This window comes from Nocardia barduliensis, assembly GCF_013315795.1.
Lineage (GTDB): Bacteria > Actinomycetota > Actinomycetes > Mycobacteriales > Mycobacteriaceae > Nocardia > Nocardia barduliensis.
On the sequence record NZ_JABLTE010000050.1, the window covers coordinates 1 to 19,889 of the forward strand.

Annotated in this window: 21 protein-coding genes and 2 tRNA genes; 8 read left to right on the top strand and 15 right to left on the bottom strand. The window is 66.2% G+C overall.

The window, feature by feature from the left end; translation table 11 throughout:
* Window positions 1-67: 67 nt before the first annotated feature.
* Genes HOV91_RS21480 through HOV91_RS21490 form a run of 3 tightly spaced genes read right to left on the bottom strand, consistent with a single transcriptional unit; the run spans window position 68 to window position 2,329 of the window.
* Window positions 68-1,015: an acyl-CoA dehydrogenase middle domain-containing protein gene (locus HOV91_RS21480; protein ID WP_174187205.1), complete on the bottom strand. Its 948-nt coding sequence runs from the start codon at window positions 1,013-1,015 to the stop codon at window positions 68-70.
* Window positions 1,016-1,070: 55 nt separating this feature from the next.
* On the bottom strand, window positions 1,071-1,556 hold the full coding sequence (locus HOV91_RS21485) for a pyridoxamine 5'-phosphate oxidase family protein (protein ID WP_174187206.1): 486 nt from the start codon (window positions 1,554-1,556) through the stop codon (window positions 1,071-1,073).
* On the bottom strand, window positions 1,553-2,329 hold the full coding sequence (locus HOV91_RS21490; protein WP_312884725.1) for an SDR family oxidoreductase: 777 nt from the start codon (window positions 2,327-2,329) through the stop codon (window positions 1,553-1,555). Before HOV91_RS21490 ends, HOV91_RS21485 begins: the two co-directional genes overlap by 4 nt.
* Window positions 2,330-2,559: 230 nt before the next feature.
* Here HOV91_RS21490 and HOV91_RS21495 point away from each other — a divergent pair, with 230 nt between their 5' ends.
* Window positions 2,560-3,264 carry a YoaK family protein gene (locus tag HOV91_RS21495; RefSeq protein WP_174187207.1) on the top strand — a complete coding sequence of 235 codons (705 nt, stop codon included), beginning with the start codon at window positions 2,560-2,562 and terminating at the stop codon, window positions 3,262-3,264.
* A gap of 59 nt (window positions 3,265-3,323) precedes the next feature.
* Here the strand turns inward: HOV91_RS21495 and HOV91_RS39985 are convergent, their stop codons facing one another.
* From HOV91_RS39985 to HOV91_RS21510, 3 genes are all read right to left on the bottom strand, one after another.
* On the bottom strand, window positions 3,324-3,839 hold the full coding sequence (locus tag HOV91_RS39985) for a C40 family peptidase (RefSeq protein WP_438822683.1): 516 nt from the start codon (window positions 3,837-3,839) through the stop codon (window positions 3,324-3,326).
* Between the two features lie 655 nt (window positions 3,840-4,494).
* The gene (locus tag HOV91_RS21505) at window positions 4,495-5,286 is read right to left on the bottom strand and encodes a hypothetical protein (RefSeq protein WP_174187208.1); all 792 of its coding nucleotides are present in this window, start codon (window positions 5,284-5,286) and stop codon (window positions 4,495-4,497) included.
* Complete coding sequence (locus HOV91_RS21510; protein ID WP_174187209.1) at window positions 5,286-6,011, bottom strand: ParA family protein; 726 nt, start codon at window positions 6,009-6,011, stop codon at window positions 5,286-5,288. Before HOV91_RS21510 ends, HOV91_RS21505 begins: the two co-directional genes overlap by 1 nt.
* A 277-nt stretch (window positions 6,012-6,288) precedes the next feature.
* On the opposite strand from HOV91_RS21510, the gene HOV91_RS21515 reads away from it, so the two are divergent.
* Complete coding sequence (locus tag HOV91_RS21515) at window positions 6,289-6,816, top strand: type VII secretion system-associated protein (protein ID WP_246350517.1); 528 nt, start codon at window positions 6,289-6,291, stop codon at window positions 6,814-6,816.
* Window positions 6,817-6,858: 42 nt separating this feature from the next.
* A complete protein-coding gene (locus tag HOV91_RS21520) occupies window positions 6,859-7,707 on the top strand; it encodes a hypothetical protein (RefSeq protein WP_174187211.1) in 849 nt (282 codons plus the stop codon).
* Between the two features lie 239 nt (window positions 7,708-7,946).
* Here the strand turns inward: HOV91_RS21520 and HOV91_RS21525 are convergent.
* From HOV91_RS21525 to HOV91_RS21550, 7 genes are all read right to left on the bottom strand, one after another.
* Window positions 7,947-8,019: transfer RNA gene (locus HOV91_RS21525), tRNA-Ala, on the bottom strand.
* 6 nt (window positions 8,020-8,025) lie between these two features.
* Window positions 8,026-8,133, bottom strand: coding sequence for a DLW-39 family protein (locus tag HOV91_RS39515; protein WP_217441000.1), 108 nt, complete (start codon window positions 8,131-8,133; stop codon window positions 8,026-8,028).
* 108 nt (window positions 8,134-8,241) lie between these two features.
* On the bottom strand, window positions 8,242-9,774 hold the full coding sequence (mhpA, locus tag HOV91_RS21530; protein ID WP_174187212.1) for a bifunctional 3-(3-hydroxy-phenyl)propionate/3-hydroxycinnamic acid hydroxylase MhpA: 1,533 nt from the start codon (window positions 9,772-9,774) through the stop codon (window positions 8,242-8,244).
* Window positions 9,771-10,127: a DoxX family protein gene (locus HOV91_RS21535; RefSeq protein ID WP_174187213.1), complete on the bottom strand. Its 357-nt coding sequence runs from the start codon at window positions 10,125-10,127 to the stop codon at window positions 9,771-9,773. The genes mhpA and HOV91_RS21535 overlap by 4 nt, the downstream gene beginning before the upstream one ends.
* On the bottom strand, window positions 10,124-10,276 hold the full coding sequence (locus tag HOV91_RS21540) for a hypothetical protein (protein ID WP_174187214.1): 153 nt from the start codon (window positions 10,274-10,276) through the stop codon (window positions 10,124-10,126). The genes HOV91_RS21535 and HOV91_RS21540 overlap by 4 nt, the downstream gene beginning before the upstream one ends.
* Window positions 10,273-11,208, bottom strand: coding sequence for a fumarylacetoacetate hydrolase family protein (locus tag HOV91_RS21545; RefSeq protein WP_174187215.1), 936 nt, complete (start codon window positions 11,206-11,208; stop codon window positions 10,273-10,275). Before HOV91_RS21545 ends, HOV91_RS21540 begins: the two co-directional genes overlap by 4 nt.
* Window positions 11,205-12,338: a VOC family protein gene (locus HOV91_RS21550; RefSeq protein WP_174187216.1), complete on the bottom strand. Its 1,134-nt coding sequence runs from the start codon at window positions 12,336-12,338 to the stop codon at window positions 11,205-11,207. The genes HOV91_RS21545 and HOV91_RS21550 overlap by 4 nt, the downstream gene beginning before the upstream one ends.
* Before the next feature lie 126 nt (window positions 12,339-12,464).
* Between HOV91_RS21550 and HOV91_RS21555 the strand changes: the two genes are divergently transcribed.
* From HOV91_RS21555 to HOV91_RS21565, 3 genes are all read left to right on the top strand, one after another.
* The gene (locus tag HOV91_RS21555; protein ID WP_174187217.1) at window positions 12,465-13,121 is read left to right on the top strand and encodes a TetR/AcrR family transcriptional regulator; all 657 of its coding nucleotides are present in this window, start codon (window positions 12,465-12,467) and stop codon (window positions 13,119-13,121) included.
* A 215-nt stretch (window positions 13,122-13,336) separates the two neighbouring features.
* A tRNA-Ala gene (locus tag HOV91_RS21560) sits at window positions 13,337-13,409 on the top strand.
* 254 nt (window positions 13,410-13,663) lie between these two features.
* Window positions 13,664-14,293 (top strand): hypothetical protein, encoded by a 630-nt coding sequence (locus tag HOV91_RS21565; RefSeq protein ID WP_174187218.1) that lies wholly within the window; start codon window positions 13,664-13,666, stop codon window positions 14,291-14,293.
* A 452-nt stretch (window positions 14,294-14,745) separates the two neighbouring features.
* On the opposite strand, the gene HOV91_RS21570 is transcribed toward HOV91_RS21565, so the two are convergent.
* Window positions 14,746-15,987 (bottom strand): phosphotransferase, encoded by a 1,242-nt coding sequence (locus HOV91_RS21570; protein ID WP_174187219.1) that lies wholly within the window; start codon window positions 15,985-15,987, stop codon window positions 14,746-14,748.
* A 338-nt stretch (window positions 15,988-16,325) separates the two neighbouring features.
* On the bottom strand, window positions 16,326-17,198 hold the full coding sequence (locus HOV91_RS21575) for a helix-turn-helix transcriptional regulator (protein ID WP_246350519.1): 873 nt from the start codon (window positions 17,196-17,198) through the stop codon (window positions 16,326-16,328).
* A 366-nt stretch (window positions 17,199-17,564) separates the two neighbouring features.
* On the opposite strand from HOV91_RS21575, the gene HOV91_RS21580 reads away from it, so the two are divergent.
* Complete coding sequence (locus HOV91_RS21580; protein WP_174187221.1) at window positions 17,565-18,656, top strand: phosphotransferase family protein; 1,092 nt, start codon at window positions 17,565-17,567, stop codon at window positions 18,654-18,656.
* A 59-nt stretch (window positions 18,657-18,715) separates the two neighbouring features.
* On the top strand, window positions 18,716-19,828 hold the full coding sequence (locus HOV91_RS21585) for an Rv3169 family protein (protein ID WP_174187222.1): 1,113 nt from the start codon (window positions 18,716-18,718) through the stop codon (window positions 19,826-19,828).
* Window positions 19,829-19,889: the final 61 nt, after the last annotated feature.

Here is a 19,889-nt window from a genome sequence, read left to right on the forward strand (position 1 = left end):
ACCCTACGCGGGCCTCGGCTAACTCCCCCCCTTCGCCGAGGCCCGCTCCCCATTTTCCAGGCCGGTTTCAGGCCGAGCCAGGCCGCTGGCCCGAGGCTGATTCGGACGGTTCGACCGCCCGCCACGCGGCGGCGAGTCGCTGGCCGCGCACCCGCCCCGCGGTCGCGAGCAGTGGCCGGTCTCGCTCCCACCGCTGCCGGATCTCCGGGTCCGAGGACTGCCACAGCGGCTCGAGACCGGCCATCAGTTCACCGAACAATTCGAAAAGGCCGCCGAGTGCGATGTGGACACCGGGAGAAGTCGGCGCATCGATGCCCATGCCGCGCACGGCGGCCACCATGGTCAGCAGCCGCTGCCGGCTCGCCTGCGGCCAGTCCGACAGTCGGGCAACCCGCGTCAGCCAGCCCAGCGTGGCGGCGAGCACGTGGATGTCCTCGATCGTGCGAAACGGCTTGAGGTAGTCCAGATATCCGTCGCCGGGAAGCACGCGCGCGGGCACGCCGGTCAGCACAACCGATGCGTGCGGAACCTCGGGCGCGAACGGGAGTGCGGGGTTGTCGGTCCGGCGCACACCGGTGTCACCGGCCTCGATCTCGCAGGCCCGCAACATATTCCGCCCGTCCGGTGACGTACCGACGCTGGCGATCACCACCAACCGCCGCGCGAAAGAGCCCATTGTCGCGAACGATTTGGTGCCGTCGACCAGCCAGACGCCATCCCGTTCGGTGAGCGTGGCGCGGATCGCTGCGGGGTGACCACCGCCCTCCTCGGTCGCGCACATCGCGACCAGATCGTCCTCCGGCAGGTCCGGGATCAACGTGCGCAGCGCCTCCTGATAGCCGGACAGGAAGGCGAACCCGAGCCGATCGGCGCCGAAACCGCCCGCGATCGCCACCTCCACCGGCTGGTCGAATCGTCTCGCCGCCACGCGATGTCGCGTCCACGCCGCGGCGACGTCGTCGAGCGGCGCCGTCGCCACCGGCTCGGTCACCAGGAAGTCGAGCAGAGTATCCACCTCAGCACGGTAACCGAGCGGCGAACCCACCGCGGCGGTCCCGGCCGGCCCGCCACTACGCGGAGGGCGCCTGCCAGATCCGGCTGCGCAGATCCATACCGCGGATCACCTGGACCCGCCACGGCTCCAACCGCAGGATCTGCAGTTGGGAATCGTGCGGCGACCGCCAGAACTGCCCGAGGTCGTAACCGGCCCCGCGCGGACTCGTCTCGCGGTACAGCTCCCACACCCGCTGCCGGATCTCGGGGGTGTCGACCCACTCCGCGGTCGCGTCGACCGCGACCGAGTTGTTCGTGCCCTGCGCCCAGTACGAGAAATTGACATGCGGATTGTTCGCGATGTGCGCTGCCTTGACCGGTGTCCGATAGGTCGCCAGCCAACCGAGCGGGCGGCCGTCCACGTTTTCCCAGATCGGGATGAGCACCCTGGTGCGCGGCCGGTTCCGCTTGTCCACCGTCACCATGGTCGCGTACACGATCCGCCCGACGTAGGCGTCGAACTCCGCCTCGATCTCCGCGAACGCCGTCACCTTCTGTGTCACGCCGCCGCCTCCGCGTCCGCCCCGGCCACTCCGAGCCCCTGCCCCCAACCACCGTCGACCGGTAGCTCGATCCCGGTGGTGAACGTGGCGTCGAAGGCGAGGAACAGCGCGGCCTTCGCCACCTCGTCCACAGTTCCATTGCGCCGCAACGGTGTACTGCGCTCGCCTTGTTCCAGGAATTCGGCCCGCTGCTGTTCGGTCAGCCCGACAACGCCCATGGTCGGCGTCTCGATGAATCCCGGCGCCACCGAGTTCACCCTGATCCGGCGCGGCAGCAACTCGGCCGCCAGCACCTGGGCGATGGCCCGCAGCGCTTCCTTCGAACCGGAATACGCGCTGAGCCCGGGGAATACGACGTCGTTGGCGACCGTGGTGAAGACGATCGATCCGCCCTCGCGCAGCAGCGGGGCCAACCGCTGGACGGTGAAGAACGCGCCCTTGGTGTTGACGGTGAATTGGCGATCGAACGATTCCTCGGTGGCGGCGTCCAGTGTCTGGAACTCGGCGGTCCCGTGGTTCACGAACAGCGCGTCGACATGGCCGAGTCGCTGTTCGACGAGTTCGCCGAGCGCCGCGATATCGGCCGCACTCGCCGCGTCCGACCGCACGACATGGGCCGGTCGACCGGACAGGCGGACGCGCGCCTGCTCGAGCGTGCGCTCATTGCGGCCGGTGAGGACCACTTCCACCTCTTCGGCGAGCAGCGCCTCCGCAATGGCCAGTCCCATGCCGTGCGTGCCGCCGGTGACCACGGCCTTGTTTCCTGCGTTCACGATCGGAGATCCCTTCTCGGTCAGTTACTTTTCGTAACCAACAGGATCTTGTGTCACCGTCGCGGCACCAGGGAAGACGGCACTTCCGAATTACTTGGTTACCGCGTAGGAACCGGCTGGTGCCGTAGAGCATCGGCGATCGAATGGCAAACACCGGCGCTGCGCTGGCGGATTCCGCCGACGAGCCTGCTTCACTATGGTGTCGCCCCGTACCCGGAAGGAGTTGACCTGTGCCGGAGCTGGAAGAAAGTCGCAAAGCGGCGCTTTTCGACAGCGAGGCCAGACTGTCCTGGGTGCTGGCCGCGCTTGCCGGGCTGATCGGCGCGGCGGCGTTCATGCATACGGCTGGCTATTTCGTCACCTTCATGACGGGCAATACCGAGCGGGCCGTGCTGGGGTACTTCCACGACGAGCCGGACATGGCGTTGGCGGCTGCCGGATTGCTGATGTCGTTCCTCGCCGGTGTGGTCGTGGCCTCGTGGTGCCGGAGGCGCTACTGGTCCGGGCACCCGCACGGACCCACCTTGCTCACCACCGTCTGCCTGGCGCTCGCTTCGGCCATCGACATCCTGGAATATCAGACGGCCACCGAGCCGATCGGGCTGCTGCCGATCATGTTCGTCGCCTTCGGCGTCGGGGCGCTCAATACATCGTTCGTGCAGAACGGTGAGGTATCGGTGCCGCTCAGTTACGTCACCGGGACTCTGGTCAAGATGGGGCAGGGCATCGAGCGTCATATCAGCGGCGGCGACTACGCGGACTGGCTCGGATACTTCCTGCTCTACGCGGGTTTCGCGCTCGGCGCACTGGTCGGCGGTCTGCTGAGCCTGCTGGTCGCCGGGTGGGCCATGCTGATCACCGCGACCGTCGTGTGCTTGCTCGTCACCGGATTCACCTATCTGCATCTGGACCGGCACGGTCCCCTCACCCAGTGAAATCGGGGCCACGCGTCTGCCGATGCTCGCGGCTGGGGTGGCTGTCCACGAAGAGGAAGTCAGAATCGGCGGGCGCCGGTGACCGGCATCGAGGACAGCGGGGAGGTGGTCACCCCGATGCCATAGGTCGATGCGTGGATGACTTTGCCGTCGCCTGCGTAGATAGCGGAGTGGCTTCCGCCGTAGAACGAGACCATATCGCCCGGTTGCAGGTCATCGAGTGGTACCGGGGTTCCGATGGCGAGCTGGTCGTAGCTGGTGCGCGGGACGTCTACGCCCGCTTGCTCGTAGGACCACTGCACCAGTCCCGAGCAATCGAAGGAGTCGGGGCCGACCGCGCCGTAGTTGTAATCGGCGCCGAGTTTGGTTCGCGCCGCGTCGACAGCCATTTCGCCTGCGGTCTTCTGCGGTATCACCGCCGCGGGCGGGGTGGGCGCACGTGGCATGATCTGCGGAATGTCCGCGAGGAACGGAAGCTCGAGCTCCGGAAGCACGCCCAGCAGCGGGATCTCGATCGCCGGAACGATCGTCGGTACCTCGATCACGGGGACGACCACCGAAACCGGGAACTCGATCGCCGGACCGAGCGTGGCCGGCGCTATTTCTATCTGCGGAACCTGCGCAGCGGCAGTGTTCTCGATTTCGTAGCTCGCGGCCGTCACCGGAGTTTCGGTGACCGGAAGTATCGCGTTGTGCCGGAACAGTTCTTCCGGCGGTCCGGACAGCGGAATATCGTCGGGAATCTCGATTATCCCCACGCCGGGGATGGTCATCGGCTGGGCCGATGCCTCCGCGGCGCTGAACAACATGCCCATGAGGGCCGCCGCTCCGGCGGTGAGTGCCCAGAAAACGGCACGTCGCAGGTAGCGGGTATATCGGACGTCGGTCGATGATGCCATGATGCGGTCCTCCGATGCTCATATCGCCGTTCTTCGGCGCGAGCCGTACGTCGCCAGAATTCCCGGCGCGACGGACTTCACCGAAGACCTCGAATTGATTCGAAAACCATCACGGTGCTTCGTCAGTCCAGCGGATCCGATCCGAGCATTCACCTTTCGGCATAGCACACAACACGTAAAGCTCAACACGCCCATATTTCGTAACAAAACAATAACTCGTTTCGCCACGGATTTCCGAAATACAATTCGATGCTCCTGGAATCGGCCACCCGGGAAACACATCCCCGCGCGAATCGGCTCCCGCCGCGGGGCGACTGCGAGCCGGCGAACTTCACGCGGTGATCTGCTCCTCGATCTGTTTCGCGATCGTCCGCAGCTTCGCCGCGAATTCGCGGGCCGCGCGCGGATCGTTGCTCGATCCCTTGACTACCCGCCTGGTCAGCGCGGCGAGGCGCGATTCCACCGTGCTGAAGATGTCCGCCGCGCGGTCGGCCGGGTCCTGCGGCAATTCCCCGCGCAGCCACGCCTGGAGGCGTTCGACCACCACTTCCTCGTCATAGCGTTCGGGAAGCAGCGCGATGGCTTGCCGAAGCTTTCCCGCCGTCACCTTCACCTCGGCGCTGGCGGCGACGGTGGTGTAGACGGTGACCGCCGCGTCCTCGCCGTATTCGGCTGCGACCGGCAGCAATTCCCGAACCTGACCCTCGTTGATCGCGGGCGCCACCGGATGCAGCCGGGCGGCCAGCGGCCAGGCGCGAATGAGCTTGTGGGCGTAGGACCGCTGCATGTCCCATCGCTGTTCCACGTACTCGTCGAAGGTCTCGTGGCTGTCGCGGTACAGCCGGCCGTCGCGCACGATCTGCAGAGCGCGCCCGGCCGCCCAGAAGGCGATGCGCAGCGTGTCGATCGACGACTCGCACGCCGTCAGTTGGGCCCGTTCCCGATCGCTCAGCGGACCGTCGCCCGCGTCCGGCACCGGCATGGTCAGGACATTCGGGCTCACGGCCGCTTTCGGCCGCCGCCATTCGGCATCGCGCAGCGGCGAGACCGGTGGCGTGTGCTCGGCGCCGTCGGATAGCGGGTTGGCACCGCCGATCGAACCTTTCCTGCGTTGCGGAGGCATCAGGCCGACACCTCCATGAGGACGCGGTAGGCGCTCACCAGCTCGTCGCCCACTCGCCGGTACTCGGCCAGGTCCTCGATCGGGTTCTCGGCGCCCTCCCCGACCTCCCCGTCGGCCGCCTCCCGATACCATTTCCAAGCGCTCAGATACGAATCGAACACGTCATAGCCCGCACTTTCCAGGTGTCCCCGCTGCGCGCGATATTCGGTCGAGACGTTCACGCCTTTCTTCATGATCACCGGAACTTTGGTCATGAGCACCCGCACCCGGATTTCCCGGTCGCTACCGGCTGCCGCTTCTTCGGCGGCTTTGAACGTGCTCGGCACGCGTTTCACCTCGGACGGGCTGACACTCGTCAACAGCAAGAGCTCGTCGCTCTCCGGAATGGCGGCCTTGAAGATCTCGGCCGACTCGCCGCCGGCATCCACGATGATGACGTCGAAATCGGCGGCGTTGTCCGTGATGCAGTCGTTCACGTGCCGGGAGGGGAAGGCGACCAGGTCGAACGGCACTTCGACGCCCCCTTTGACCAGCCGTCGATACCAGGAGTACCCGGTCTGGCTCAGCGGGTCGGCGTCGATCACCAGCACCCGCAGTTCGTGCACCGAAGCGAAGTAACTCGCCAAGAAGAACGCCGATGTCGTTTTGCCGACACCGCCCTTGAGATTCCCCAGCGTGATGACCAGCGGTTCGGGCAATTCGAGTGGCGCAACAGAATTCGTCATAGACGGTCCTCCCAGGGTGAGGAGTGCATTACTGTGCTGGGCCAGTCTGGCACACGACGAGCGAATTTCGTCCGATTGCGCCCCCGCACCGCGGCCGTGCCGCTCGCCGCGCTGTGTCCAATTGGACACAAAACATGGTCGATCGGCCTGCTTGTGGCAGAACTTCCCCAGTTTGGGAATAGACACCGTTTGCTGAGACTGCGCCAGGCCGATGATTGGAGCGAAGACTCTCGCGGTTCGACGATGAGGGACCCCGTCGAGAAGGGCAGTTCGTGTGATGGAGCCGCAACCGGTCACGATCCAGCGTGACGACTGGATGCTGTTGGTCGATCCGGGGTGGAAGCCGGTCAACCCCTGGTCGGAACCTCCCCCGGAAGCCGTCATCGGCGGCTGGATGATGGACGAGAACGGCGGAGCCGGTCCATTTCAGCCGAATCCGGGATACCTTCCTGGAAACGACGACACACCGACGGACCCCACGGATGCGCTGCTGCGTTCGGTCGCCGAGGGTAAGCCGGTCGGCGACGAGCTGCTGGCCCTGATCCGCAACTCGGTGGTCGAAATCGTGTGCGACGAGCAGGACCAGCCGATGGTGGACACCGCGCCGGACGGCGTCCCGTGTGTGCTGGTAGTCACCGCGGAGGCGCAAAAGGTGGACGTGGGTTCCGGTCGCTGGTGGCCTGTGCTGGGTAGCAAACTTCCCGCCGTCATCCCCTCGGGAACCGATATCTTGCTCAATCCCGGGGGACCCGCGCCATTCCGCCTCGCGTCGGAGGTATTGCGGAACGCCGACCGAAAGTTGTGAGCCCGCCCTGTGTTACCCGTATTCGCCCACATGCTCGGGCGTTTGGATACGGCCGTCGGCAATGCGGCGCGAGCGGTGGCAGGCCGCCTCACGGCCACCGGCGCCCATCTGCGTGGTACGGCGGTCCGCCTCGAGCACGCCGATGCCGAAGGCACGGTCCCCTTCGCGCATTCGGACATCCCGCCTTCGGCCCGGCGCATGGTCGGCGCGGATCTTCGTTCCGGCCGTGCCATCCGTTTCCAGGCCGACGATGTCGTCAGCATTCCGCTGACAGATTCCCGAGGGAACGTCATCGGGGTGTCGTTTCCATCGCGTAAGGGAGATGCCGAAAGCAAGAAGCTCTGGGCCCGAGCGAAATTGAGATCGAGCGATCACGTGCACTACGCGTTCTGGAAGAAGGATCCAGCGGCGAAGAAGCCCGAGTGGGTCTTCGGGCAGCGGCGCACGGCGCCCTGGGCCGACACCGATCCCGTCTACGCGCATGCGCACGCGGACAGCGACACTTTTCACATCTCGGTCAGGACGGGGCGATGGGGGTCGAAACCGGTGCAGATCGATGGAGCGACGTACGCCGAGTTGCTGGCCGCCAACCATCACCTGGCGCAAGCGCTGCACACGCGGCCGGGGCCGCTGGTCCTGCTCTCTTGTAGCCCGGCTCGCCCCGGGGGCTCCGCGGCGGCATCGATGTCCGGGCATCTGCACAGCCGGACGACCATCGATCGTGACGTGTACGCGGCGACGGGCGATGTGATGACCCGGCTATGGCCCTCACAAGAGGACATCTCCATGGTCGGTGTCGAGGTGGATCCCAAAGCCGGGGACGCAGCCGATTCCCTATGGGAAGTTCACCGCGCACCCCGGGGTACTCCCACGGTGCCCGACGGTGGCTAGCGCCCTTGGCGTCACCGGTGTCGGCACTGCCCTCGGGTCTGCTCCGGTCCGCGCGTTCCGGCCCCGCGTGACCTGGTCGTGTCACGTGACGGTGGTGTCAGCACGCTGAGGGAGGTGGGCCTGTCGTTCGGTCAGCGATTCACGGCGACCTCAACCGATTCCGGCACTGATACCGTGCCGATTCCATGTCCCCGGATCGAACCCGTGCGACCGGTCCCAGCGTTTCCGCTGGTCACAAGTGGAGCCTAGGGGAATCGAACCCCTAACCCCTGCCTTGCAAAGGCAGTGCTCTGCCAATTGAGCTAAGGCCCCCGTGGATCAGCGGGTGGTCACCTCGTGCCACAGGTCCGCGTCGCCGCGCTGACGCAGCTTGGAGATGCCGAAGAGGACCAGTACTACGACACCGGCGGTGAGCAGAATTTTCATGGTTTCCACCCTACTGCGCTGGTGGGAACGAGCCCAGAACGAGTCGAGCCCGGCTCAGCACACCGCTGTTGGGCAGCGCACCGGGGCCATAATTGAACATTTCGTCAGTTACGTATCGGCAGTCGATCGGCCACTCGAACCGCGGTGGAATCGCGGCATGGCCGCGCACAGCGCCGACAAGTCGCGAGCGGCGCGTTGCACGGCGCCGTCGGGCCGCACGAGAACCGCACGGTGCCCACCCCGGCGCACCCAGCGCCCCAGTTCGTCCGCCGGACCGACGATGACCAGCACTCCGCCAAGGTCGCGAATCCGGGCGCGCTGCGCGGAGGTGGGTTCGATCGTGGTGACGATCGCGTACCGGCCCGCGACGACATCGTCGTAGCGACGTCCGTCCTCCAGCACCGCGTTCGGAACCAGATGGCCCGCGCGGCCGCGTCCAGGACGCCGCCGTGCGACCAGCTGGGACCGGCACAGCGGCGGTGTCCGGCCACTGGTCACCAAAGTGTGGAAGCCGGGCAGCCGACGCAGCTGTGGCGCGAGCAGGCGGCGCAGGAGATTGCCCAGTTCGCCGCCGTCGGTCATGACCATCCCGGTGAGTTTGGCCAGCTGGATCATGGTCCGCGCGTGCGGTTTTCGTTCGGTCTCGTAGGACTCCAGCACCCGCTCCGGCAAGCTTCCGGCGAGGACCGCGGCGAGCTTCCAGGTGAGGTTGGCCGCGTCGCGCAGTCCGGCGCCCATCCCCTGACCGATGAAAGGCGGGGTGAGGTGGGCCGCGTCGCCCAGCAGGAAGACCCGGCCCGCGCGCCAGCGGTCGGCGAGCTGGGCGCGGAAGGTGTACTCGGCCACCCGCAGCAGCCGCAGATCCGCGACCGCAACGTCGCCGGTCCACGGACGGATCAGCTCGTGCAGCCGGCCGATCCCGGCGTAGTCCGCTTCGGCCTCACCGGGACGCAGCCGGAACTCCCAGCGGTGCCGGGTCGTGCCGATGCGCATGTACGTCGCGGCGCGGTCCGGATCGCAGACTTGATGTACGCCTTCCCACTCCCCGAGTTCGGCCGTGGTCTCGATGTCGACGACCAGCCACCGCTGCTCGAAGTTCAGTTCACGCATCCGGGCGCCGATGGCGGCGCGAACCAGGCTGTTGGCGCCGTCGCAACCCAGCACGTAGCGCGCACGGGCCGACTCCGTGGCACCGGTGGTCCGGTCGGTGAAGTCGACACGGACACAGTCGGTTTCCTCGGTCACCGCGGTGACTTCGACGTCGCCCCGAAGGGTCACCTCCGCATGGCGCCGCGTGGCGGCCCGCAGGAGTGCCTCCAGTTCCGGTTGGTCGAACATGTTCGCGTCCGGGTGCCCGTCGCGGCCGCCCGCCGGATCCCTGCGAAATTCGGCCAGCACCCGGAAGTTGCGGTCGAGCAGGCGCAGCCCCAGCGCGGGCCGGGAGATGGCGTCGAATTCGTCCCCCACGCCCAGCATGGCCAGCAGCCTGCGGATTTCGCCGTCCAAATGCACCGCGCGCGGCTGCGGGTAGACGCCTGCCCAGCGCTCCAGCACCAGCGACTCGACTCCGTATCGGGCGAGCGATACGGCCGCGGTGAGCCCGGTCGGCCCGGCGCCGACGATCACCACCGGAACGTTCATCGGACGGCTCCGAACTGGGTGACGAGATACGCGACAGCGAACAGGCAGCTGACGATCGCGGGAGCGAACCCACCCACCCCGTCGCCGGTGCGCACGTGCACGATTACGGCCCCGACCAGCAACAGCGTCAGGCCGATCCCTGCCCCGGCTCCGAGCTGCCACCACCGGAGGCCGAGCAACAGACCCAGCGCACCGGCGAGCTCAGCGGAGCCGATCGCTCGGTAGGCGGCGACGGTGTAGCCGACGTGCTCGGCACGCTCCCGCATCGATGGCACCGCCAACACCTTCGCCGCACCGATCGCCGCGAAGAACACCGCCAGGACCAAGGCGAGCACGACCGATGCGACGCTCATCGACGCACCCCGATCTTCCCTGCTTGCGCGGCTCGCTCCCGCAGGGAGTAAGTCGATTCCGGCAGGCCACGCACGGTCGGCGGCACGGATTCGATCTCGGGCAGGTCGGCCGGTTCCGCGTAGCGGGGCGACAATAGGTTCTCGGTCACCGGTACCTCACCGTGGTGCGCTGGCGGCCCAGATCGATGGCGCCGTCGTCGGTGGACACCGTCGCCTCGATGACGTCTCCGTCGTGCAGGTACTTCGGGTTCTTCGCCTGGCGTTTGAAGAACATCTTCCACCTCGTCGCGGGCGGCAGCAGCGAGCCGATGATCTCGACCGGTTTGGGCGGGGCGCTGATCGCCGTACCGACGGGGGTTCCGGTGAGCAGCAGGTCACCGGCGTCCATGCGCTGGAAACCGGTCAACACGCGCAGGGTCTCCAGCGGCCGGTAGATCATGTCGGCGACGGTCATGTCCTGCCGGAGCCCGCCGTTGACCCACAACCGCAGCCGCAGGTCGGTGAACCGCTTCAGCTCGTCTGCCTCCAGCAGCACCAGCGTCGGCCCGACCGGGGTGAATGTCGGATACGACTTCGCCTCGTAGAACTGGCTTTTCGGCAGTTGGACATCGCGGGCGGAAATGTCGTTGGTGACGACCAGCCCGGCGATGTAGTCGGCGATGTTCGCCTCGGTGATCTCGGAGCCGACCGGCATCTCGCGGCCGAACACCAACCCGATCTCTACTTCGTAATCCAGCAGTCGCACGTGCGGCGGCCGGATGACGTCGTCGTGCGGGCCGCTGATCGACCCCGAGGCTTTGCGGAAGAACGTCAGTGGCACCGTTGCCGGATCACCGCCGGAATCCTTCACGTGCGAGGCGAAGTTGGTCATCTGGGCGACCACCCGGCACGGTGCGGTCACCGGAGAGATCAGCGAAAGGCTGTCGACCGGCACGACCTCGCCGCTTATGGACGCCACGACAATCGCCTCCCGATCGGCCAGCAACTGGCCGGTGGTGGTCGCCTGGGTGTCGACCTCGGCCGCGCCCGCGGGTGTGACGACCCACCAGGCGTCGGCGGTGCGGAGAACGGAAATAGTCATGAGCTGGCTACTTTCAACAGGCCGCGCAGGCGACGGAGGTCGAATTCGTTGTCCTCGCGCAGCGCGTCGACCATCGCACGCAACTCGCGAAGGGATTCCCGGCCTGGTTTGAGGCCGAGGAAGTCTTTACTGACCGGTGGCCCCCACTGCGCCAGCCCCGAGGCGGTGAACGGCGCCCAGCCGGGCTCCACCGTGCAGTCGAACATGTCGCCGTCGCTGAAATGCTCGACCAGGAACCCGTCCGGATCACGCCAGTAGTCGAAGATCTGGCTGCCCTGGATATGTCTGCCGATCCCCCACGACCGGTAGTAACCGTGATCGCGCAGGTACTCGCCGCCTGCAGCCAGTGCGTCCAGGTCGGCGACTTGATAGGCCGAATGCACGTACCGGTTCACCGGCCCGAGCACCAACGCCAGGGTGTGGTGATCGGCCGGTGTCCGGCCACGATCGCAGCGGATGAAGCTCATCACCGGGCCGCGTTCGCGTTGGCCCGGGTAGTAGAGGAAGTCGCTGACCAGCAGGCCCAGGTGCCGCAGATACCAGTCCAGCGTCTCGCGGTACCTGGTGGTCTGCACCACCACATGCCCGAGCCGCTGCACCCGGGCCGGCACGCGAGGCGGCCGCTGCGTCCGGTTCACGCGGGCGAGTTCGTACCCGAAGTTCAGCGTGTGCGGCGGCTGCCCGGGCAGGGCGGGCAACGTATGGGTATCGGCGACCACCCGCACCCGCAGTCCGCTCGGGTCGGTCAGATCGACCGCCGATCCGCCCAAACTCTCGGGCAGGTTCACCACCGTGCCGCTTTCGGCCTGGGCCAGCCGGAGCAGGTCGGCGGTGTCCGCCGCGCGGAAAGCCGGGCCGAGGAACCGTGAGCGCGCACCCTGGCGAATCACGACGCACGGCGCCGCGGGGTCCGCACCCCGTAGGTGCAGTTCGTCCGCCGTGCGCAACGAAGTCGAGAAGCCGAACGCGTGCGCGAAGACCTCAGCCCGCTCCAGGTCCGGCTTCTCGAACTCCAGCCACGCCAGATCGTGCACTTTGATGACCGGATCGGGCGCTCGCCCCGGATGCTCACCCGCCACCGCGCCGTGCTCGCTGTGCATCCCGGTGTGCGGGTCGTGCTGATCGGCCACCGACCACTCCCTACATTTGCTGACGATATCGTCACATGCGACGCAATATTCAGTCAAACTCACTGATGAATTCGTCATAACTGAAGCGGCTACCATGGTCGAGGCCGTCGACAGGGAGGAGCGGGCGTGACCGAGCAGACCGGCACGGAACCCAACCGTTTGCAGCGCCGCAAGGCCCGTACCCGCGCGGCCCTGGTGAGTGCGGCCCAGTCGTTCATCGCGACCGGGAAAGCGAACGCGCCGATCCTGGAGATCACCCAGGCGGCCGACGTCGGCATGGGGTCGTTCTACAACCACTTCCAAAGCCGCGAAGAGCTCTTGCAGGCCGCGGTCGAGGAGGCGCTCGACCAGCACGGCGCAGTACTCGACCGCCTCTGCGCCGACCTCGACGACCCGGCCCACGTCTTCGCGCAGAGCTTCCGCCTCACCGGACGCATGCACCGGCGAGTCCCGACCCTGAGCAAGGTGCTGCTCAACAACGGGCTGACGCTCACGGCCGCCAGGAAAGGTCTCGCACCTCGGGCTCGTCGCGATATCGAAGCCGCCGCACGCGCGGGCCGGTTCCAGACGCACGACGCGGAGCTGGCCATGACGATCGTGGCCGGGGCGGCCCTGTGCCTGGGGCAGCTACTGCACGATCACCCCGACCGCGACGACGCGTCCGCCACCGACCAGGTCACCGAGGACCTGCTGCGCATGTTCGGCATCCCCGCCGACGAGGCCCGCGAAATCTGCTCGCTTCCCCTGCCATCCCTGGACGCAGTGCCGGGCGACGCCGCCTGACCGGGTGCGGTGACATCGAGCGGTCGCGGTACCGACGCCGCTCGGTGACCTTCTTCTCCGGTTCGCCCCCCGATACGACCCATCGGTGACGATCCCCGCCCGCGCGGCCGACATCACCGGCGCACAGGCCCGTATCCAGCCGTTTTGACCATGTCAACGACGAGCAGGTACCGTTTTCCAGGCGTCTGTACGCACAAGCCGTGATGAACGGTGCCGGGGCCTTAGCTCAATTGGCAGAGCACTGCCTTTGCAAGGCAGGGGTTAGGGGTTCGATTCCCCTAGGCTCCACAAACTGAAGGCGAGTGCCCGTGAGGAGCACTCGCCTTTTGCCTTCCGAACCTCCGCAGCGGCTTCGTCGGCCATGAGACCGATCGAGAATGGTCACCGTGGACGCGGCCGTCCCGCCCGGGGCCGCGTTGTGCCCCGCCGGATCGGGTGCTGGCCGCGAGCGGAAAGTAGGGGCGCCGCCTGCGTTGTTCGTGCGTATCGCGGTGGGCAAAGGGTAGGCGGTATATGCACCTACTTCGACGAATGGAGGCGTCATGAGGGACGTCGACGACAATGTCCCCGCACGTCCGCTTCGGATTCCGCGTAGCCGCGGAGCCCTCGGCGGGCTCGCGGTGCTGCTCTTGGGCGCCTGGGGTGCGCTGATCCCGTTCCTCGGGCCGTACTTCGACTTCGCGTTCACTCCGGACGAGCCATGGGTGTGGACTGCGGCGCGTGGGTGGCTCCAAGTACTGCCTGGCGTCGCCGCGATCATCGGCGGATTGCTCATGCTGGCCAGCCGCAACCGGCTCGTAGCCAGCTTCGGCGGGTGGCTGGCCGTGGCGGCGGGCTCGTGGTTCGTGATCGGGCCGCTGCTGGCGAGCCCACTGGGGATCGGGGATGTCGGCGACCCTGTCGCCACGTCCGACCTGAAACGTGCCGTGCTACAACTGGCCTACTTCTATGGTCTCGGTGCGCTGATCCTGTTCTTCGCCGCGAGTTCGCTCGGCCGCTTGTCCGTACGGAGCGCACGGGATATCGCCTTCGCGCGACGCGAGATCGATGCCAGAGCCGCCGCCGGAGCGGACAGTCAGCGAAGCGTGGCCGACACGCCAAGACCTGACGAACCCACCTGGGCCGATTCTGCGAAGCCGCGAGCGAACAAGCGCGGGCTGCATCGCGGCTGAATCAACCCGCTCTGGGCGGCGTGACCCGTAGACCGCGGCCGAGATCTCGCGGTCTACGGTCAGTCCGACAGCGAGTTAAACCTCATCCCACGGCGTTTGGTTACGTTTCGATACGTAGACAAACACGTTCTTGGTGACGCCGTCACCAGGCGAAATACCGGCCCGGGATTGTGGATCGGTGACCGCGTCACCGGGCATCTCCCGCGCCTCTTACGTCGCGATTGCCCCACGAAGGCGGGCCTCTCAGCGGTGGCAGACACGCGCCCTGCCCCGATCTAGTACTGCAACGGCGCTCAGGTGAGTGGATGGCCTCGTCGGCGGTAGTGCGAACTCGTGAACCGCCCACCGATCCGCTCGTGCAGCAGCCCCATGCCGCTTCGGTGGACGCTGCTCCGCCTGCTCCCGATGACGAGCCCGACCAGTCGGGCTCGTCATCGGATCGGCAGAAGTTGTCAGGGAGTCGTCGTAGTCAACGCCTCGAACGCCCCGAGGTCGACGATGGCGTTCGCGGCACGCTCGATGATGGCTAGTGAGTGTGTATCGGGCTGATATTTCGGCTGGTATGCGGCGCGTCCGATGGTGAATACCCAAGCGATATAGGGGTAGAAGGCGTGCCGTCGATACTCCAACCAGGCCGCGTCGAAGTCCAGCTTTTCGCCGCCGGCTTCGGTCAGCCGGTCGAGATAGAAAGCTATCAGCTCTTCACCCCAATCGCGCCTGTTTTCAACCGACAGGGCTGTATTCAAGGTGTACGCCACGTCGAACACCCATCGGCCGCGATGTACCACCTGCCAGTCGGCGAGCCCGATCCGTCCGTCGGCAGTGCGGTAGATCTGCCCGGCGTGCGGGTCCCCGTGCAGCAGGGTCGGTGTCAGAGCGCGGTCGTTGCTCAGCGATCGTAATGTCGCATCGAATATTTCACTTGCTCGACCATGCAGTGCTTTCGGGATCACCTGGATGGCGCGCTTCTCCCCCACCACAGACCGTGAACGTAGGCCGACGAGGCGATCCGGCCAGCTGACGACGTCGAGCGAATCGCGTAGACCGTGAGTGTGCAGATCTTCCGAGTCCCAGAACCGCCCGTGCATGGCGGCGAGGTTCGAGAGCAGGTCTTCGACGTGCGGACGGGACAGCGGCTCGATGGGTGACAGGAAGGTGGCACCCTTCGAAGCGGAGATGTCTTCCATCAGTGTGATCGACCGCCAGGAACTATCGTCCCAGACGCCGTGGTACCCGTTCGGCGCCTCGATGTCCAGCCTCGGTCGGAACGTGGTGTAGAAGGTCGGTTCGCCGTTGAGCACCTTCGAGAAGCCCAGGATGAGCCGCTGGCGAAAGCCGTGCGTAGTCTTGGCGAAGACGTCGGTCGGCAGGTTCGCATGTCGGCCGACATCGTTGTAGGAGACGCGGATGCCGAAACGGTGAGCTGTGCCGCTGCTGACATCCCAGGTCTCGAAATCCTCGACCTCGGCGCCGGCGGTGCCGGCGCACAGGGCTGCGGTCAGCCAGTCGCGGGTTACCTCGGTACGGCCGGTCGGGGGCGCGGTGGCGCTACGAGCCTGGCGACCCCGCACCCGATCGGCGAGGTACAAGCTGCCGACGGTTACGACGCGGCGGAACAGGTACCGGGCAGAGGGTTCGACCGGCTCGTGGCCGCCACCGATCCCATCTATCTGTGCCTCTTTGAATGAACTCATCAGACGACAATATCGAATAATAATCTAACTATTATGTGAATTGGTGATCGTAGCTGAGGCATGCCTGCCGGCGGGTCCTCTGGAACGACGACCGTGACATCGTTCGTGCGGCCGTAGCCCGCACGAGGGCGGCCATGCCCCTCGGTCATATCGAGGACGCTCTGCGCGACCGCCGCCGCCGGCCAGGGAGATGTACTTCCCGGCGGCCATGTCGGCCACAGCGTGTACGGCGACATATCCGGCGGCTCAGCCGTTCGTCCTCGCGTGGCTCGATGTCGACCTTCCCGACCACCACTTGTCCCATGAGTTCCGCCCGAAAGGTGCTGGGACGGATCCCGTCACGAACCGACGACCGCCCCCCAGGCGGCTTCTCCTCGAAGGGCCTCGAGCTTCTCGGCTTCGGACGGCGTCGCAGGCAGGTGAACGACGACCTTGAGCGAAGGACGGTCGATCAGCCGTAGCTGCATCAGGTATGTCGTGAGAAGACCTACGCGCGGATGCCGGAATTCCTGCGTTCCCGCAGCAGCTTGGACTACCTCGTGTTCCGGCCACCAGTGCCGGAATTCGGGGCTGACAGCCGCCAGTTCTTCGGCCATATGCGAGTAACGGGTATCGGCCGGATGGGCAGCTGCTTCCGCTCTGAACTGACCGATGGTGGCGCGGGCGTGTTCCTCCCAATCGGCCAGTGCGGATCGAACCCTCGGCACGGTGAATGTCGCCCACAACACGTTTCTGCGGTGCGGTGGGAGTTGGCCGATATCGCAGAACACCGCGAGCATCGCATCGTTCCACGCAAGGTAGTCGAATCTCGGACCTATGACATATGCGGGTGCGGGTAACAACCCCTCCAGCAACTTCCGTGCCTGTTCGTCTGCTGTGTCGTCGCGGCCGGGGAAGGGGTGCGGGCCGACGGGAAGTCCGGCGAGACGTCGCACGTGCCGATGCTCGACTCCGCTCAGTCGTAGCGCGGCGGCGATGCTGTCGACGACCTCGGCCGTCGCTTGAACATCTTGCCCCTGCTCGAGGCGGGTGTACCAGCTGTAGCTCACCTGCGAAAGGTTCGCGACCTCCTCTCGCCGCAGGCCGGGCACACGGCGCCGCCGCCCGGCCGACGGAAGACCTACCGACTCGGGTTGGAGCCGGGCTCGGCGCGCGCGGAGGAATGCTGCAAGCTCGCGACGCCGCGCGTCGCTGTCCGAGGTCACCGGCATAATCTGCCAGCTCTTTCCTGTCACTGCAAGTGGTACCTTCACCTCGGTTCTTGTAGCCCGTGCTCTTCCATCGCAATATCGGTGTGTGGAAGACAAGATGAGTCACGGCGGGCGAGGGAATGTCACGTACCCATTTCGGGAATGGTACAATTCCATTCCCCGATTCTCCCGGGTAAGCATTTCTCGGATTTCGATCACCTCATTCTCGATCGCGGCCGACCAGGAATTCCCGGTCCGAAAAAGACCTGATCCTGGACCGGCACAGACACCCCGCTCGAATGCGTGCGGGTATCGACGGACAGGCGACGTGGGTGCCCGCCGCTACGATCAGCGCCCTGTACGGGCCGCCTCGTCCGGGGAGAAACGGTGACGACGCCGGGTAAGCGGGCCAAGGGTGATCGCGGGGTGCGCCGAGAAAAGCATCTCGCCGCCCTATCCGAGCGGCTCGCCACGTGGCTGCGCACCAAACTGCCCGACGTGGAAGACCTGCGGATGACCGAATTGCGCGGCAGCAGCGAAGGGTTCTCCAACGAGACATATTTCTTCGAGCTGTCCTATCGCGCCGATGCGATACCGAAGCACGAGCGCCTGGTCATCCGGTGGCTCCCCGGCAGTGGGTCACTTTTTCCGGATAAGGAGTTGCGCACCCAGTTCTGCGTGATGGACGCGCTGCGTGACACAGCCGTACCGGTACCGCGGCTGCGGTGGTACGAGGATGATCCGGTGCATCTCGGGACGCCGTTCTTCGTCATGGAGCGCGTCGATGGGGTGGTTCCAGCAGGGCGGCTGCGGTCCGAGGGCCTGTTCTTCGAGGCCGACCCCGAGACACGACGCCTGCTGTGGCACCGGGCCGTCGAGGCGGTGGCGGACATTCATCGTCTGGCCTGGTCCGAACTCGACTTGCCGTGCCTCGAGGTTCCGGGCGCAGGCAGCGACGCACTCGATCGCCAGATCGCCGAATGCGAGAAGATGCTGGCGTGGGCCAGCCCGGACCACCGCATCCCCGTGTACGAGCATGCTCTGAGCTGGCTGAAGGCCAACACCTTCACGCCGCCCCGCGTTGCCCTGTGCTGGGGCGACGCCCGGCCCGGCAATCTGATCTACCGGGATCAGCGGGTAGTGGCGGTCCTGGACTGGGAGATGGCCTATCTCGGTGACCCTGTCGCTGACCTGGCGTGGTTCATCGTGCTGGAACCCACCTACGCCTGGCCGTTCGGGGCACCCGAACTCGAGGGCATTCCGGGCGAGGACGAGACCGTGGCGCACTACGAACGGGTCATGGGAAGTCGGGTCGAAAACTTGTTCTTCCACAAGGTGCTGGAGACGCTGCGGCTGGGCGTGATCCTGATCCCCCACGCGCGCAATATCGTCCGCTCCGGGATCCGGGGATATCCGCCGGATTTCGAGACCGACAACGTCGCGACTCAGGGCTTGGACAGGCTGCTGTCGCAGGTCTAGCACGACCCATAACCCTGACAATCGTTCGGCGCCTATGCCGATCAAAAACCGGAGGAACGATGGTTATTCCCAGCGACGAGCTGCTCAGCCACCAGGTCGTGTCCACCTTCGACCACGTCGACACCAGCGATTTGCAGTGGTGCGAGCGCGTGTGGTTCGGCGCGTTCGATACCACCGGCCGATTCTTCATCGGGGCGGGCCTCGGAAAATACACCAATCGCAACGTCATCGACGCCTACGTCTCGGTGGTCGAGGGCAGCGCTCAGCACAATGTGCGCGCGTCGCGAGAGCTGCGGCCGGACGTTGACGGGCTCACCGTCGGCCCGATCACCTACCGCATCTCCGCTGACTACTCGCGCGTCGGCTTTCGCCTCGACGAGAACGACTACGGCATCAGCCTCGACGTGATGGCCGAGGGTGTCGTGCCGGTCGTCGAGCAGCGGCCGCAGATGTTCCGGCGAAGCCGGGGCCGGGTCGTGAACCACATGATCCGCTTCTTCCAGTACGGTCGTGCCCACGGCTGGCTGAATGTAGGCGGAACGCGCTACGAGATAGATCCGGATTCGTGGGTCACCCAGCGCGACCGCTCCTGGGGTATTCGCCGGTCGGCGGCCGAGTACCTGCCCCCACCGGAGGGCGTCGATGTCGGCTTCGGGCTACAGCCGCCGAAGCGGGCGCGCATTACCTACTACTGGCACTCGGTGACGATGCAGTTCGATGACTTCGCGTTGCAGTACGAGGGCGCGGAGAGCCCGGAGGGCGAGCGGCTGGGCACCCACCACGGCGAGCTGTGGTTTCCGGCGGGAGACAATCGCAAACGGCTGCGGGTGGTGGACGTCGTGCACGAATGGGATCTCGTTCCACACACCACGACCAACGAGATCGCCGGTGGCCGCGATTTGATCACGCTGGAGGACGGCTCGACCATGGAGCTCACTTTCCGTGCGATGACCCGCTACTCCCGTAAGACCGGCGGCTACTTCGGCTTTCGCGGGTGGGCCAGTGGCGCCTGGATGGGTTCACAATGGGTCGCCGGGGAGACTCTCGATCTGGCCGATCCGGAGGTGCAGGCGGAGCTCAAGGGCGGCGTGTGGGATTACGCCGTCGAATGCCGGTACGGCGATCAGGTCGGTTACGGCAACATCGAACCGTTCATCGAGGGCATCGGCTGACCGCACACGGTGCCCGGGGCTGCTGCACGAACAGGTGAGTGGTCAGGCAGCCTGCTGGGTT